General features: G+C 71.9%; 14 protein-coding genes. 5 read left to right on the forward strand and 9 right to left on the reverse strand.

Annotated features, from left to right (window positions below):
- Window positions 1–59 precede the first annotated feature (59 nt).
- Window positions 60–737: a DUF4191 domain-containing protein gene (locus LO762_RS17720; protein WP_374201575.1), complete on the reverse strand. Its 678-nt coding sequence runs from the start codon at window positions 735–737 to the stop codon at window positions 60–62.
- Between the two features lie 10 nt (window positions 738–747).
- On the reverse strand, window positions 748–1,680 hold the full coding sequence (gene lipA, locus LO762_RS17725; protein ID WP_230616457.1) for a lipoyl synthase: 933 nt from the start codon (window positions 1,678–1,680) through the stop codon (window positions 748–750).
- A 57-nt stretch (window positions 1,681–1,737) separates the two neighbouring features.
- Here lipA and LO762_RS17730 point away from each other — a divergent pair, with 57 nt between their 5' ends.
- Both LO762_RS17730 and LO762_RS17735 read left to right on the forward strand, forming a co-directional pair.
- The gene (locus tag LO762_RS17730) at window positions 1,738–2,058 is read left to right on the forward strand and encodes a YbjQ family protein (protein WP_230616458.1); all 321 of its coding nucleotides are present in this window, start codon (window positions 1,738–1,740) and stop codon (window positions 2,056–2,058) included.
- Between the two features lie 113 nt (window positions 2,059–2,171).
- Entirely contained in the window at window positions 2,172–2,660 is a 489-nt protein-coding gene (locus LO762_RS17735; protein ID WP_230616459.1) for a DUF1877 family protein, read from the forward strand.
- A gap of 7 nt (window positions 2,661–2,667) precedes the next feature.
- Here LO762_RS17735 and lipB read toward each other — a convergent pair whose 3' ends face one another.
- A complete protein-coding gene (lipB, locus tag LO762_RS17740; protein ID WP_230616460.1) occupies window positions 2,668–3,336 on the reverse strand; it encodes a lipoyl(octanoyl) transferase LipB in 669 nt (222 codons plus the stop codon).
- 54 nt (window positions 3,337–3,390) lie between these two features.
- A complete protein-coding gene (locus LO762_RS17745; RefSeq protein ID WP_230616461.1) occupies window positions 3,391–4,119 on the reverse strand; it encodes a peptidase E in 729 nt (242 codons plus the stop codon).
- A gap of 196 nt (window positions 4,120–4,315) precedes the next feature.
- On the opposite strand from LO762_RS17745, the gene LO762_RS17750 reads away from it, so the two are divergent.
- Together LO762_RS17750 and LO762_RS17755 are read left to right on the forward strand one after the other, a co-directional pair.
- Window positions 4,316–4,711, forward strand: coding sequence for an OsmC family protein (locus tag LO762_RS17750; RefSeq protein WP_230616462.1), 396 nt, complete (start codon window positions 4,316–4,318; stop codon window positions 4,709–4,711).
- A gap of 150 nt (window positions 4,712–4,861) precedes the next feature.
- Complete coding sequence (locus LO762_RS17755) at window positions 4,862–5,668, forward strand: phosphatase PAP2 family protein (RefSeq protein ID WP_230616463.1); 807 nt, start codon at window positions 4,862–4,864, stop codon at window positions 5,666–5,668.
- Here LO762_RS17755 and LO762_RS17760 read toward each other — a convergent pair.
- The 4 genes from LO762_RS17760 to LO762_RS17775 all read right to left on the reverse strand — a co-directional run bounded on the left by LO762_RS17760 (window position 5,634) and on the right by LO762_RS17775 (window position 11,091).
- Complete coding sequence (locus tag LO762_RS17760) at window positions 5,634–8,609, reverse strand: bifunctional [glutamine synthetase] adenylyltransferase/[glutamine synthetase]-adenylyl-L-tyrosine phosphorylase (protein ID WP_230616464.1); 2,976 nt, start codon at window positions 8,607–8,609, stop codon at window positions 5,634–5,636. The genes LO762_RS17755 and LO762_RS17760 overlap by 35 nt on opposite strands.
- A 68-nt stretch (window positions 8,610–8,677) precedes the next feature.
- On the reverse strand, window positions 8,678–9,700 hold the full coding sequence (locus LO762_RS17765) for a hypothetical protein (RefSeq protein WP_230616465.1): 1,023 nt from the start codon (window positions 9,698–9,700) through the stop codon (window positions 8,678–8,680).
- Entirely contained in the window at window positions 9,700–10,248 is a 549-nt protein-coding gene (locus LO762_RS17770; protein ID WP_230616466.1) for an EF-hand domain-containing protein, read from the reverse strand. Before LO762_RS17770 ends, LO762_RS17765 begins: the two co-directional genes overlap by 1 nt.
- Window positions 10,249–10,317: 69 nt before the next feature.
- Window positions 10,318–11,091: an arginase family protein gene (locus LO762_RS17775; protein WP_230616467.1), complete on the reverse strand. Its 774-nt coding sequence runs from the start codon at window positions 11,089–11,091 to the stop codon at window positions 10,318–10,320.
- A 322-nt stretch (window positions 11,092–11,413) separates the two neighbouring features.
- Between LO762_RS17775 and LO762_RS17780 the strand changes: the two genes are divergently transcribed.
- On the forward strand, window positions 11,414–12,775 hold the full coding sequence (locus LO762_RS17780) for a glutamine synthetase family protein (protein ID WP_230616468.1): 1,362 nt from the start codon (window positions 11,414–11,416) through the stop codon (window positions 12,773–12,775).
- Window positions 12,776–12,880: 105 nt separating this feature from the next.
- Here the strand turns inward: LO762_RS17780 and LO762_RS17785 are convergent, their stop codons facing one another.
- Complete coding sequence (locus LO762_RS17785) at window positions 12,881–15,013, reverse strand: SpoIIE family protein phosphatase (protein ID WP_230616469.1); 2,133 nt, start codon at window positions 15,011–15,013, stop codon at window positions 12,881–12,883.
- Window positions 15,014–15,129: the final 116 nt, after the last annotated feature.

Consider the following 15,129-nt stretch of genomic DNA (forward strand, 5'->3'; position numbering starts at 1 on the left):
GCGCACACGCGGAAGCCCGCGACCGGTGGACGGTCGCGGGCTTCCGTGGCAGAGGGGTGTCAGCGCCGGGGCGGCTTGGGCCCCTTGGGCAGCCGGACGCCCTTGGGCACCGGGCCGCCGGGGGCGGCGGGCCGCGCGGGCAGTGCGCGCATCCTGTCGTTCAGGTCGTTGACCTGCGCCTTGCTGAGGTTGCGCGGCAGCTTCGCCAGCTTGGACTGGAGCTTGGACAGCGGGACCTGCCCCTCCTCGTCGCCTACCTGGACGTCGTAGATCGTGACGCCCGCGGCGAGCCGGGAGATCTTCTTCTTCTCCGCGCCGAGCAGCGAGCCGACCCGGCTGGCCGGGCCCTCGGAGACGAGGATGACGCCGGGCCTGCCGACGACGCGGTGCACCACGTCCAGGTTCCGGTTGCCCGCGACGGCGGGGGTGATCACCCAGTTGCCGCGCATGGTGTCCAGCACGCCGTAGGCGGCGCCGATCTGGCCCTCCAGCATCTTGTACTGGGTGCGCTGCGCGAACTGCCCGAACACGATGAGGCCGACGATGACGGCCAGCATCACACCGAGCGGGATCATGAACCACAGCGGGGCCCAGAGGATCCCGATCACGACGCAGAGCGCGAGCGTGCCGAGCGCCGCGGCGAAGACCAGGGGGAGCGCCTTGCGGTCGGCCCGGTTCACCATCTGGGCGACCATGCGGATCTGCTTGAACCGCCCGGGTTTTTCGTTCTCTGCCATGCTGCTCATTCTAGTGATCGGCGCGGGCCTCGACGGCCTGCCGGTACAGGCGTCCCGCGCGGTAGCTGGACCGTACCAGGGGTCCGGACATGACCCCGGCGAACCCGATCTCGGCGGCCTCGTCCTGGAGCTCGACGAACTCCTCGGGCTTCACCCACCGCTCGACGGGGTGGTGGCGCGGTGTGGGCCGCAGGTACTGGGTGATGGTGATCAGCTCGCAGCCCGCGCCGTGCAGGTCGCGGAGCGCCTCGCTGATCTCCTCGCGGGTCTCGCCCATGCCGAGGATCAGGTTGGACTTGGTGACGAGCCCCGCCTTGCGGGCCTGCGTGATGACGTCCAGGGACCGCTCGTAGCGGAACGCGGGGCGGATCCGCTTGAACAGCCGCGGGACGGTCTCCAGGTTGTGCGCGAAGACCTCGGGCGCCGCGGCGAAGACCTGGCCGAGCAGCTCGGGTTCGCCGTTGAAGTCGGGGGCGAGCAGTTCGACGCCGCAGCCGGGCACGTGCGCGTGGATCTGCCGGACGGTCTCGGCGTACAGCCAGGCGCCCTGGTCGGGCAGGTCGTCGCGGGCGACGCCGGTGACGGTGGCGTACTTCAGGCCCATGGACGCGACGGACTCGGCGACCCGGACGGGTTCACCGGTGTCGTAGTCGGCGGGTTTGCCGGTGTCGATCTGGCAGAAGTCGCAGCGCCGGGTGCACTGGTCGCCGCCGATGAGGAAGGTGGCTTCGCGGTCCTCCCAGCATTCGAAGATGTTGGGGCAGCCCGCCTCCTGGCAGACCGTGTGCAGCCCCTCGTTCTTGACGAGCTGGGTGAGCTCCTTGTATTGGGGGCCCATCTTCAGCCGCGTCTTGATCCACGGCGGCTTCTTCTCGATCGGTACCTCTGCGTTGCGGACTTCGAGCCGCAGCAGCTTCCGTCCCTCTGGGGCCACAGCACTCACACGTTTAGAGTACGTCCAGGAATGGCCCGCTCGATCCCCCAAGGAAGGCCCGGTCCCGTGATCGTCTCCACCATGAACGACATCCCCGGCTACGAGGTCACCGAGGTGATCGGCGATGTGTTCGGTCTCACGGTGATGGTCCGCAGCGGAATCTCCAGCATCGAGGCGGGGATCAAGACGTTCCTGGGCGGCGAGCCGCAGGGCCTGGCGCGGGAGTTGCACGACTTCCGGCTCCAGGCGCGGGAGCGGCTGATCAAGGCGGCGGCCGCGAAGGGCGCGAACGCGATCCTGGCCGTCCGGTATGCGGCGAACGACCTGCGCGACACGGGTACGGAGATCTGCGCCTACGGCACGGCCGTGAAAGTGCGCCCTCTATAACAATCGGGTGGTTCTTGGGGGCGCAATCCCGCGATTCGCGCCCGCGCCCGGCGTGGATCTCTCTAGGGTGACTCGCTGTTGTCAAGCGTGGAGCAAGGGAAAGAGGAACCGCCGTGGCGCTGGCCATGACCTATCTGAGGCTGCCCGTGGAGGGGGGCGCCGACCCCGGCGACGTCGCGCGCCGGGTGTTGGCGGCCGCCGGCTGGCGGCAGGCCCACACCGGGCGGGTGCTCGATCTGGGCGGCAACTGGCAGGGCCTGCACTATCTGATCACCGGTGACCCGTGGGAGGGCCGCTCCCCGGAGGCCGACATCGTCTGCGGGGGGCGGCTGCTCACCGAGGACGGCACCGAGGCGCTCGGCTTCGACGTCATCTACCTGGCCCCCGAGCGGGTGAAGGTGGCGGCCGACCATCTGCGGGCGACGCCGTTCCCCAGCCGCAGGTTCGACCTGGTGGCGATGGCCGAGGCCGACGTCCAGGGCGTGCAGGCGTGGGGCGAGGACGCCCGCGACAAGCTGTTCCGGCCGTGCTACGACGCGCTCGGCCGGTTCTTCACCGACGCCGCCGACCGTGGCGAGTCGGTCTTCAAGACGATGGGCTAGCCGGGCCCTACAGCTGGGCGAGGGTGCGGTGGAACGTCTCCGCCGCGCCCAGCTGCTCGGCGATGTGCCGCTCGACCAGCGGCAGCACCTCCCGGACGGGCACCGGCCTGCCCAGTTCGCGGGTGAGCGAGGTGGACGACGCGTCGCTGATCCCGCACGGGACGATCTTGTCGAACCAGGTCAGGTCGCAGTCGCAGTTGATCTGGATGCCGTGCATGGTGACGCCCTGGGAGACGCGCAGCCCGACCGAGCCGACCTTGCGGTCGGGGCCCTTGCCGTCGACGAGCCAGACCCCGCTGCGGCCCTCGACGCGCACGCCCTCCAGGCCGAACTCGGCGAGCACGCCGATCATGGCGTCCTCCATGCGGCGGACGAAGGCGACCACGTCGATCGGGTCGGGCAGCCGGACGATCGGGTAGACCGTCAGCTGGCCGGGGCCGTGCCAGGTGATCTTGCCGCCGCGGTCCACGTCGATGACGGGCGCGCCCGGGTCGCCCAGGGGGCGGTCGAGCGGCTCGGTGCGCTTGCCCGCGGTGTAGACCGGCTGGTGTTCCAGCATGATCACGGTGTCAGCGACGGTGTCGGCGACCCGGCGCTCGTGGGTGCGCCGCTGCAGGGCCCACCCCTCCTCGTACGGAACCGCCTGGTCACCGAAGCCCGCGTGTACAAAAATCACGCCTTCGACCCTACTCCCCCCGGGCTGTGTTCGATCGGGCCCGGGGCTGCGCTGTCAGCGGAGCTGGCGCGGTTCGATGACCGTCTCCTTCACCGTGGTGCCGTCGCGCTCGACGCGCCACGCCCTGCCCTCGGGCCGGTAGCCGACGGCCTGGACGAACTCGGTGCCGACGTAGTGCAGGGCGACGCCCTCGTCGGCGGCGTAGCCGTCGGGCAGTTCACCGGAGGCGATGGACGCCTGGAGCAGGGGCCGCCGCTGCGGGTCGCTGTCGTAGTGCACCCCGCAGGCGTGCGGGAGCAGCCCCAGGCCGTCGTTGAGCGGGCGCAGGGCGGGCCCGTAGGAGTCGGTGTTGCCTCCGGAGTGCCAGCACAGCGCGCCGGCGCTCTGGCCCGCCAGGACGACGCCCGCGCGCCACACCTCGGCGAAGACCTCGTCGAGCCCGTGCGCCCGCCACAGCGCGAGCAGGTTGACGACGCTGCCGCCGACGACGTACACGAGGTCCTGGGCGAGCAGGTGGCCGCGCATGTCCTCGACGTTGGGCATGGGGAACAGCGCGAGGTGGGTGACCTCGGCGTCCAGCCGGCCGAACGCCTCGTACAGCTGGGCGACGGGCTCGGCCTGGTCGCCCAGGGCGGTGGCGAGGAAGCAGACGCGCGGGCGGTCCTGGCCGGTGAGGTCGAAGGCGTATCGCAGGAGCGGGCTCGGGTCCAGGCCGTGCCTGCTGTTGGGCAGGAAGGTCCCGCCGCCGATGGCGAGGATGTGCGGCTGTCCGTCTGTGCTCAACCTGTGCTCCCTGTCCATGTTCGCTTGGGCCCGAGGGCGTGTTGAAGAACCCCTTCAGGGTCACCGTACGACTACGGAGAGCCTCGGAAAGGCGTTTCCGCGTTTCTGTGGACATCCTCGACGAGGAATGGGGATGATCCGGAACGTCGGGCCGTTCCCCAAGGAACGGACACCGCACGACGAACCTGGAGGAACCATGCCAACGGTCAGGGTCGAGCGCACCGAGACGGGCTTTGTCGCCACCAACGACAGGGGCGGCCGGATCGAGATCGGCTCGACCAAGGACGACGGCGTGTTCTCCCCGCTGGAACTCCTCCTCGTCGCGCTCGGCGGCTGCGAGTTGGCGACGGTCGAGCCCCTGACGGCCAGACGCGGCCACCGCCTGACCCGGCTCGCCACCGTCGTGGAGGGCGAGAAGGTCTCCGACACGGAGCTGAAGCAGGTCACCATCACGTATGACGTGGAACTCCCCCCTGAGGATGAGAAGGCTGAGGAGGTGTTCCGCTCGGTCGCCAAGCGTGTCCACGAGAGGTACTGCCCGGTCGGCAAGGCGATCAAGAACCCCACGCCCGTCATCCAGCGGCTCCCCTGACGGCCCGGACCCACCCCTACGGGGGTGAACGCACCGCGAACGGGGGACTTCCCGGGGGTTGACCTCGGGGAACGCTACGCCCCAAGGGTGAGATCAAGACCGTTCGGACTGCCGATAACAAAATCATGCACTCAATGAAAAATTGGGCGCATGGTCCAATTCGCCCCCCTGGCTCCCACCCGGGCGCGTCCCCCCGCGACCGGCGGCGGGACGGCGGCGCGCGCCCCCGCCGCGCGCAGGCCGCCCGTCTGGCGCGAACTCCTCCTCGTCGTCGTCTTCTACGGCGCCTACTCCCTGGTCCGGGTGCTGCTGAACGACCCGGACGGGCCCGTCAAGGCGTTCGCCAACGCGGCGCGGATCCTCGACCTGGAACGTGCCCTCTCGCTCGACGTCGAGCTGGCGCTGAACCGGGCGCTGCTGGCCAGCGAGTCCCTGGCGACGGCGGCGAACCTCTTCTACCTGAGCGCGCACTTTCTGGTGACGCTGGCCGTGCTGGTGTGGCTGTACCGGTCTCATCCGGCGTACTACACCCGGATGCGCACGGCGATCGTCGCGGCGACGGGCCTGGCGCTGGTCGGGTTCTGGCTGTTCCCGCTGGCCCCGCCGCGCTTCCTGCCGGGCGAGGGCTTCGCCGACCCGGTCGTGCTGTTCGACACGCCGGGCCTGTACTCCTCGGGCGTGTCGGCGGCGATGGCCAACCAGTACGCGGCGATGCCGTCGATGCACGCGGGCTGGGCGGTGTGGTGCGGCATCGCGCTCGTCGCGCTGGGCCGGCACTGGTGGACGCGGGCGCTGGGCGTGCTGTACCCGGCGGCGACGATCCTGGTGATCATGGCGACCGCCAACCACTACGTGCTCGACGCGGTGGCCGGGGTCGCCCTGGTCGTCCTGGCGCTCGCGGCCGTCAAGGGCCCCGCACCGCTCAGCGGCCGCTCCCGTAGAACACCCGCTCGGTGACCTCGCGGGCGTGCCGCGCGTGTTTGCGCCAGTCCTCCAGCATGTCGCCGGTGCCGGGGTAGCCGAGCATCCTGCTGACGGCGGTGCGCTCACGGTGGTGGTCGGTGGGCAGGAGGTCGGAGGCGCGCCCGCGCACCAGCATCACCGCGCCGCGGATGCGGGTGGCCAGCTCCCACGCCTCGGCGAGGACGGTGGCGTCGGGCGCGTCCAGGAGCGAGTACTCCACGGCCGACTCCAGCGCGTCGAGGGTGCGGGTGGTGCGTAGGCCCGGCACCTCGCTCGCGTACTTGAGCTGGAGGAGCTGGGCGACCCACTCGACGTCGGACAGGCCGCCGGGGCCGAGCTTGAGGTGCAGCCGCCGGTCCACGCCGCGCGGGAGCCGCTCGGCCTCCATCCGCGCCTTGAGGCGGCGGATCTCGTGCACGTCGCGGTCGGAGATGCCGCCGTCGGGCCAGCGGATGGGGTTGATGACGTCGGCGAAGGCGGCGCGCAGCCGCTCGGAGCCGATGAGGGGGTCGGCGCGCAGCAGTGCCTGGCTCTCCCACGGCGAGGACCAGCGCCCGTAGTACGCGGCGTAGGACGACAGGCTGCGCACCAAGGGCCCGGACTTGCCTTCGGGCCGCAGGTTCGGGTCGATGCCGAGCGGCGGTTCGGGCGCGGGCAGCGCGAGCAGCCTGCGCAGCTCCTCGGCGACGGCGTGCGCCGCCTGGTGCGCCTCCCGGTCGGTGACGCCCTCGTGCGGGTCGTAGACGAACATGACGTCCGCGTCGCTGCCGTAGCCGAGCTCGTGGCCGCCGAACCGGCCCATCGCCACGACGGCCATCTCGCACGGCAGCGGGGTGCGCTTGGCCGTCTCGATCTTGTTGATCGCGGCGACCAGCGCGGCTTCGATCGTCACCGAGGCGATATCGGTGAGCGCCTCGCTGACCTCGCGGACCGAGACGATCCCGAGCAGGTCGGCGACCGACACGCGGAACAGCTCGCGGCGCCGGATCGCGCGGACCGCGGCGACGGCGTGCTCGGCCTTCTCGCGGTCCTCGTGCCGGGACACCACGGCCATCGCCTCCGCCCGCAGCTCGCCGACCGCGCGCGGTTTCAGCTCGCCGTCCTTGCCGAGGATGGACACCCCGTCGGGGGCGCGCAGCAGCAGGTCGGTGACGTAGGCGCTGGACGCGAGCAGCCTGGCCATGCGTTCGGCCACGGTGACGTCGTCGCGGAGCAGGCGCAGGTACCAGGGGGTGCTTCCGAGGGCGTCGCTGACCCGGCGGAAGCCGAGCAGCCCGGCGTCGGGGTCGGGCGCGTCGGCGAACCAGCCGAGCATCACCGGCAGGAGGGTGCGCTGGATGGCGGCGCGGCGCGAGACGCCCTTGGTGAGCGCCTCGATGTGCCGGAGCGCGCCCGCCGGGTCGTTGTAGCCGAGCGCCAGGAGGCGCGCGCGGGCCGCCTCGGGCGTCAGGCGGGCCTCGTCGGGCAGGTTGGCCACCGCGACCAGCAGCGGCCGGTAGAAGAGCTTCTCGTGGATCCTGCGGACGCCGCGGGCGTGCCGGCGCCACTTCTCGGTGAACTCCTCGGCCGGGTCGCCCTGGAGGCCGAGGGCGCGGCCGAGGCGGCGCAGCTCGGCGTGCCCGGCGGGCACCAGGTGGGTGCGGCGCAGGTGGTGGAGCTGGAGCAGGTGCTCGGTGCGGCGCAGGAACCGGTACGCCTCGTCGAGCGACGCGGCGTCCTCACGTCCCACGTAGCCGCCCGCCGACAGCGCGGCCAGCGCGTCGAGGGTGTTGCCGCTGTGCAGCTCCTCGTCGGCCTTGCCGTGCACGAGCTGGAGGAGCTGGACGGCGAACTCGACGTCGCGCAGGCCGCCGGGCCCGAGCTTGAGCTGGCGTTCGACCTCGCCGTGCCGCTCCTTGAGGTCCTCCTCGACGCGGCGGCGCATGGCCTGGACGTCGGCGACGAAGTCCTCGCCCTGCGCGGCCCGCCATACGAGCGGCGTGGTCATCTCCAGGTAGGCGGCGCCCAGGTCGGTGTCCCCGGCGACCGGGCGCGCCTTGAGGAGGGCCTGGAACTCCCACGTCTTGGCCCAGCGCTCGTAGTAGGCGCGGTGGCTCGCCAGGGTGCGCACGAGCGGCCCCGACCTGCCCTCGGGACGCAGGTTGGCGTCCACCTCCCACAGCGCGCCCTCGGGCGTGGTGGCCGAGCAGGCGCGGATCATCGCGGCGGCGACCTTGCCCGCCGCCTTGAGCGCCGCCTCCTCGTCATCGCCGACGGCCTCGGCCACAAAGATGACGTCGACGTCGGAGACGTAGTTGAGCTCCCGGCCGCCGGACTTGCCCATGCCGATGACGGCGAGGCGGGCCAGCGCGTGGTCGGGCACCTCGGCGCGGGCGATGGCCAGGCCCGCCTCCAGCGCGGCGTCGGCGAGCGCGGCCAGTTCGGCGGCGACCTCCTTGACGTCGCACTCGCCGCACAGGTCGCGGCCCGCGAGGTTCACCAGGCGCTCCCGGTAGGCGACGCGCAGGGCGTCCACGCCGCCGGGCGCGGCGACCGGCAGCGCGGCGGCGGGGTCGGCGCCGACCGCGCGCAGCAGCGCGGCGCGCAGCTCCCCCGGATCGGGCGCCTCGGGTTCGCCCCTGAGAACGTTCCATTGTCGGGGATGGCGGACAAGGTGGTCTCCGAGGGCCGCGCTGACCCCGAGCACGGCCAGGAGCCGGGCGCGGAAGGCGTCGTCGGCGCGGAGCGGATCCCGCAGCGACGGATCGGCCTCGGTGAGCCGGAGCAGGGCGCTGAGGGCGAGATCGGGATCAGCCGTCCCGCCCAGCGCGTCGATGACTGCGTCGTCCAGCGGGACCGGGAGGGCGGCGAGGGCCTGCTGCGCCGCCGACGCGTCGGTGAAGCCCAACCGCGCGAGCCTCGCGGCGAGGGAGGTACGGCGTTCACTCACACCCATCAAAGTAACCCTCCCCGCCGCTCCCGCAGAGGATCAAGGGCGGCAAGGTCTCCGGAACGTTACAGATCTCACGTCAAGGTTACGCGCGGCTTGCGGCGGGGTGAGGGAACGGACGGATCGGGCATCGGACTGTACCTGCCGCACTCGTGCAGCCAGTCGAGGTGCGCGCGCGGCGCCGCGAGCAGCGCGGACGCCACCCGGGCGACGCCGCGCGCGCGCAGCGGGTCGAGCCGCAGCCGTCGCAGTTCGGGCCCGAGAGCGCGGGCCGCGTGACCGACCTCCTCCAGGCGCGCCCAGATCCGCTCGTGGACGAGCACCGCCGCCGCCGTGCGCGGAGGCAGGTCCAGTTGGCGTGCGGTGACGGCGACGTGGTTGAGCGGGCTGTGCGCGTCGGGCGTGTAGGCGACGAGGTCGTTGCTCCACGCCGTCACGTCGGCGGTGCCGTCCACGAGGATCTGCCACGCCCTCAGGCCGAGCACCTCGTCGGGGACCTCCGTGCGCAGCGCGGGCTCCAGCAGGTCGAGGAGGAACGGGCCGTGCAGGCGGCGCCGGACGGCCGGGTAGCGGGACGGCGCGGGCAGCTCGCCCGTCCGGCGCGCGACCGCCTCGTCCAGGCAGCCCTGGCGGTGCCAGGCGAGGTGGTCGCGGAACCTGCGCCGCCAGTCCTGGCTCATGCCGGGCGCGGTGCGGGCCCACAGGTCGGCGAGCGCCGTCTCCAGGGTGCTGGCGCCCGGCCGGGCCGTGCCGCGCCGCAGGGTCAGCGCGAGCGGCTCGTAGAGGGCGTCCACCGAGGTGGCGGAGCGGCGGATCGGGCCGTCGTCGATGGTGTCGTCGAGCGCGAACAGCCAGAGGAGCCACTCGGTGAGCAGCACGGCGCGGGCGGGCGCGACGTCCGGCAGGATCCGGCAGACGAGCCGCTCGAAGCGGCCGCGGCCGATCCGGGTGGAATCGGCCTCGCCGAGGACGAGGCCGTGGGAGCGGGCCCAGGCGAGCGACTCCTCGCCGATCGGCCAGAGCCGCTCGTGGACGCGGCAGGGGGCGGTCATCGCGGGGATGCGGTCCGCCAGCGGGAGCAGGAGCGAGACGTCCATCAGATCCGGCCGAACAGCCAGTTGCCGCCGGCCGCGGGGTCGTCGCCGGTGTAGAACTCGCGGGCCGCGCGCTCCAGCTCCACCACGGTCACCATGCCGTCGCCGTCGGCGTCCAGGGCGCCGAACGCGGTGACGATGTCGCCCTCGGGGGTGCCGTAGGCGGTCTGCATGGTGCGGAACGCCACGGGGTCGATGAGGCCGTCGGCGTCGGCGTCGCAGATGCGGGCGACGGCCTGGGCGACGGGGCGCAGGACGGGCTCGTAGTCGGGCCCGGTGATGAACGCCTCGGCCATGCCGCGCCGGAACTGGTCGCGCGTCACCCGGCTCTCGGCGTCCAGGTCGAGCCGCGACATCAGGGCGGCCCACACCTGGTCGAACGCCTCGAGGAGCGCTCTTCCGGGCGCCGATGTCGGCGGCTCGCCGAACCCGATCAGGAAGCGGGCCCCCAGACCCGCGAGGTCCTCCCGGTCGACGACGCCGTCACGGTTCACGTCGAGCTGGTCGAAGACCCGGTCCAGCTTCCGGTCCTGCAACTCGGAGGTAGACATGGCATCACGGTAGGTCAACCTGGCCGTCACTCCGGGTGACGAGCACCCTCCGCGAGGGTCAAAGTCCCGTCAGGAGACGGCCTCAGGGACGGCCTCCACGACGGCCTCGGTGGCGAACACCGGCGCCAGGACGGGTCCGGCGACGGCGGCCGAGCCGTGCCCGGCGTGCCAGGTGCACGCGCCGCCCACGGCGACGACGCGGCCGGTCTCCAGGACCTTGCGGATGGCCTTGGCGACCTTCTTGCGGGACGGGCCTCCGGGCACCGGGAACAGCAGGCCCGGGAGCTCCTCGCAGTCGATGACGTCGAAGTCGACGTGGAGGTAGATCGGGCCGTCGGGCAGCACGAGCTCGTCCACCGAACAGCGGGTGATCTCGGCCGTCTCCAGGTACTCCGCTTCCGGCGGGTCGAGATCCCTGCCGTCCACGAGGGTGACGCTCGCCTCCGGCACCGGGGCGAGGCCGAGCAGGTCGGCGATCACCTCGGGGTGCGCGCCGACGAGCAGGCGCAGCGGCATGCCGCCGAGGTAGCCGGACAGGGAGCTGCGGGGCGTGTGCACGTCGCCGTGGGCGTCGAACCACACGATGGAGGGTTGGACTCCCGCCCGCTGGAGGCCCGCGACGACGCCGAGCGAGGTCGTGCAGTCACCCGAGACGACGACCGGCCGGTCCCCCTCGGAGACCGCCTTCGCGACGGTGTCGGCGACGGTGTCGTAGAGCACGGCCATCCGCTGCCAGTGCCCGCTCTCGGGCAGCAGCAGCGTGATGGTCTCGTCTGCCTCTACGGGTGCCTCGAAGGCCGGGAGCCGCTCGTCGAGGTGATAGGGCACGCTGATAACGCTCACGTGATGACGGTATCCCGTATTCCCCTGTTCATTCGAGGACTTGGCAAGCCACAAGTGAGGCACCTCCGAAGGATCCTCACATCGCCTGGATGGGCATGGTGAGGAGAAGGGGGACTCCGGCCAGTCCGAAATTCTCGGTGAAGCCGCCGTAAACGGGACGTCTTGGATGCCTGGACGCACCCCCTCGACGTGCCCTCCGAGGCCGGGACGGGTAGGTTTGTAACGCTGGGGAAATACCGGCAGGGCAGACTGAAGGCCGGGCCAGGGAAGGTGGTTGAACACCAGACTTCCGGTACGGCGTGGTGCAAGAGGGAGAATGGTTTTGGACCGTCAGCAGGAGTTCGTCCTCAGGACGCTGGAAGAGCGGGACATCCGCTTCATCCGGCTGTGGTTCACGGACGTCCTCGGCTTCCTCAAGTCCGTGGCCGTGGCCCCCGCCGAGCTCGAAGGCGCCTTCGCCGAGGGCATCGGCTTCGACGGCTCGTCGATCCAGGGCTTCGCCCGGGTCCACGAGGCCGACATGCTCGCCAAGCCCGATCCGTCCACGTTCCAGATCCTGCCGTGGCGGGCCGAGGCGCCCGGCGTCGCGCGCATGTTCTGCGACATCCTCATGCCGGACGGCACACCGTCGTTCGCCGACCCCAGGCACGTGCTGAAGCGCACCCTGGGCAAGGCCGCCGATCTGGGGTTCACGTTCTACACGCACCCCGAGATCGAGTTCTTCCTGCTCAAGGACATGCCCAAGGACGGGCGCATCCCCGAGCCGGTCGACCAGGGCGGCTACTTCGACCACACGCCGCACTCGGCGGCGCACGACTTCCGGCGCAGCGCCATCACCATGCTGGAGTCGATGGGCATCTCGGTGGAGTACAGCCACCACGAGGGCGCGCCCGGCCAGCAGGAGATCGACCTGCGCTACGCCGACGCGCTCACCACCGCCGACAACATCATGACCTTCCGCCTGGTGATGAAGGAGGTGGCGCTGGAGCAGGGCGTGCACGCGTCCTTCATGCCGAAGCCGTTCACCGACCAGGCCGGGTCCGGCATGCACACGCACATGTCGCTGTTCGAGGGCGACCGCAACGCCTTCTACGAGCCGGGCGCGGAGTTCCAGCTGTCCAAGGTCGGCCGCGCGTTCATCGCGGGCCTGCTGCGGCACGCGCCGGAGATCACCGCCGTCTGCAACCAGTGGGTGAACTCCTACAAGCGGCTGTGGGGCGGGCCCGGCGAGTCGGCGGGGCAGGGCGGCGAGGCCCCCTCCTACGTCTGCTGGGGCCACAACAACCGCTCCGCGCTGGTGCGGGTGCCGATGTACAAGCCGCAGAAGGGCCACGCGACGCGCATCGAGTTCCGCTCGCTGGACACCGCCTGCAACCCGTACCTGGCGTTCGCGGTGATCCTGGGCGCGGGCCTCAAGGGCATCGAGGAGGGCTACGAACTGCCCCCCGGCGCCGAGGACGACGTGTGGGCGCTCACCCCGGCCGAGCGCAGGGTGCTGGGCATCCAGCCGCTCCCCCAGTCGCTGGACGAGGCGATCAAGGCGATGGAGCGCTCGGAGCTGCTCGCCGACGTGCTGGGCGAGCACGTCTTCGACTTCTTCCTGCGCAACAAGCGCGCCGAGTGGGACGACTACCGCCGCCAGGTCACCGGCTACGAGCGCAAGCGCTACCTGGAGATCCTCTGACCGTCACGCGAAACGCCCGGTGTCCGTCGCACGACAGAACACCGGGCGTTCTGCGCCGCCGCGCTCGCCGTCGTCGCCGACGGCGTCAGGGGACCACCCGCCGTGTCAGGGGGTGCGGTGGGGCAGGCCGTCCAGGGGCAGGCGCGGGAGGGGGAAGGAGTCGGAGTGGTGGTTCTTGCCCGGCCACTCCTCGGTGAAGGCGGTGTCGTCGGGGTCGATGCCCGGTAGGCGCAGGTCGCACCAGACGACCTTGCCCAGCGCCGTCCGGCGGGTGCCCCAGCGGCGCGAGTACTCCGAGACGACGAGCAGGCCGCGCCCGTTCTCGTCGTCGTCGGCGGCGCGGCGCAGCCGGGGCAGCGCGGCGGACCGGTCCATGACCTCGATGACGAGGGTGCGCTCGCGCAGTAGCCGCAGCTCCAGGGTGCCGGGCGAGTACCGCAGCGCGTTGGTGACCAGCTCGGACGCCAGCAGCTCGGCCGGGTAGGACAGCTCCGCCAGGCCCCAGTCGGCCAGCTGGGTGCGGACCAGGCCACGGGCCCGGCGCACCGCCGCCGGGTCGCCCGGCAGCGTCCAGGACTCGCGGGTGTCGGCGGGCAGCCGCCGCAGCCGGGCGATGAGCAGCGCGATGTCGTCGCGGTGGTGGTCGTCGTACACCCCGGCCAGGCACGCCTTGGCGAGGTCCTCCATGGGACGCTCCAGCGCGGAGGTGTCGAAGATGCCCTTGAGGCGTTCCAGGCCGTCGTCGATGTCGCGGCCCCGGCTCTCCACCAGGCCGTCGGTGTAGATGACGAACATGCTGCCGTCCTCGACGGCGAACTCGCGGCTCTCGATCGGGTTGCCTCCGACGACGCCGAGCGGCGGCGCGTCCGGCAGCTCCAGGTACTCGGTGGTGCCGTCCGCGCGCAGCAGCAGCGGCGGCAGGTGCCCGGCCGAGGCGATCTCCAGGGTGCCGGTGGTGGCGTCGTACACGCCGTACACGCACGTCGCGAAGTGCGGCTCCTGCTCGCCCAGCTCCGTCATCAGCTCGTGCAGGATGTGCAGCGCGTCGGCGGGCGGGTAGTCGAGGTTGGCGAGCGTGTGCAGGGCGGTGCGCAGCCGGCCCATGGTGACGGCGGCCTTGACGCCGTGCCCGGCGACGTCGCCGACGATGAGGGCGACGCGCCCGCCGGGCAGCGAGATGGACTCGTACCAGTCGCCGCCGACCTCGACCAGCTTGCTGCCGGGCAGGTAGCGGTGCCGCACCTCCACCGAGGAGGGGTGCGACAGCCGCAGCGGCAGCAGGCTGCGCTGGAGGGTGAGCGCGGTGGCGCGTTCCCGGCTGAACCGGCGCGCGTTGTCGATGACGATCGCGGCGCGGGAGGCGAACTCCATGCCTATCTCGACGTCGTAGGCGTCGAACCGGCGGAAGCCCGCGGTGCGGGTGCAGGCCATCAGGCCCAGCAGGTTGTCCTTGGCGATGAGCGGCAGGATCACCATGGACACGTCGTCGAGCAGGTCGCGGACGGGCGCGCGGCGCCACGCGTCGGCGATCTGCCCGGCCTGCTCGGCCGTCATGTGCCTGAGGTGGACGGGCGCGGCGCGGTCGAGGCACTCGCGGTAGGGGGTGCCGGGCGGGTAGACGAGCACCTCGCCCGTCGGGAACGTCGCCGCCCACTCCAGCTCGTGGTCGTCGGTGGCCAGCGCGAGCCGCCGCAGCACGGCCGAGCCGCCCGCCTCGCCGTGGTTCTCGTCGGCCGCCACCAGGCTCTCCAGCACGACGATGGCGGCGACGTTGCAGTAGTGCGGCACCACGACGTCGGCGAGGGAGCGGGCGCACTGGTCGAGGTCGAGGTTGGAGCCGAAGCGGGTGAGCGGGTCGTCCATGAGGGCGCGGCGCACCCGGGCGGGGTCCTGGAAGCGCTCGGTGGTGGACAGCGCGACGCGCAGGTGGACGAGGGCGAAGAGGTCGCCGCCGCCGACCATGGGCTGGACCGTCACCACGGCGTCGCCGGGGCCGTGCAGGCGCCACACCGAGGTGCGCTCCTGCCCCTCTCGGACGGCCTGCAGGATGGCCGGGATCTGGTCGCCACCCTCGTCGAGCAGGTCGTACAGGCGCGAGCCGATCAGGGCGTCCGCCTCGATGCCGATGACCTTCTCGGCGTTGTGCCCGGACTGGACGATCACACCGCGCTCGTCGATGCCCAGCACGAGGGTCCTGGACGCCGAATCGGCGGTAGACGCATTGGCTTTGCGCGCCATCGCGGTTCTCACCTTTGGCTCTCCCGCCGACCGGTTGCTCCGTTTGTCCTTCCGCACAAGTATGCGGTACTCGGGCCTTCCGCGCGGCTTGTTACGCGCGAACGCGATGACACAGG

The sequence above is a fragment of the Actinocorallia sp. API 0066 genome, from assembly GCF_020991275.1.
Classification (GTDB): domain Bacteria; phylum Actinomycetota; class Actinomycetes; order Streptosporangiales; family Streptosporangiaceae; genus Actinocorallia.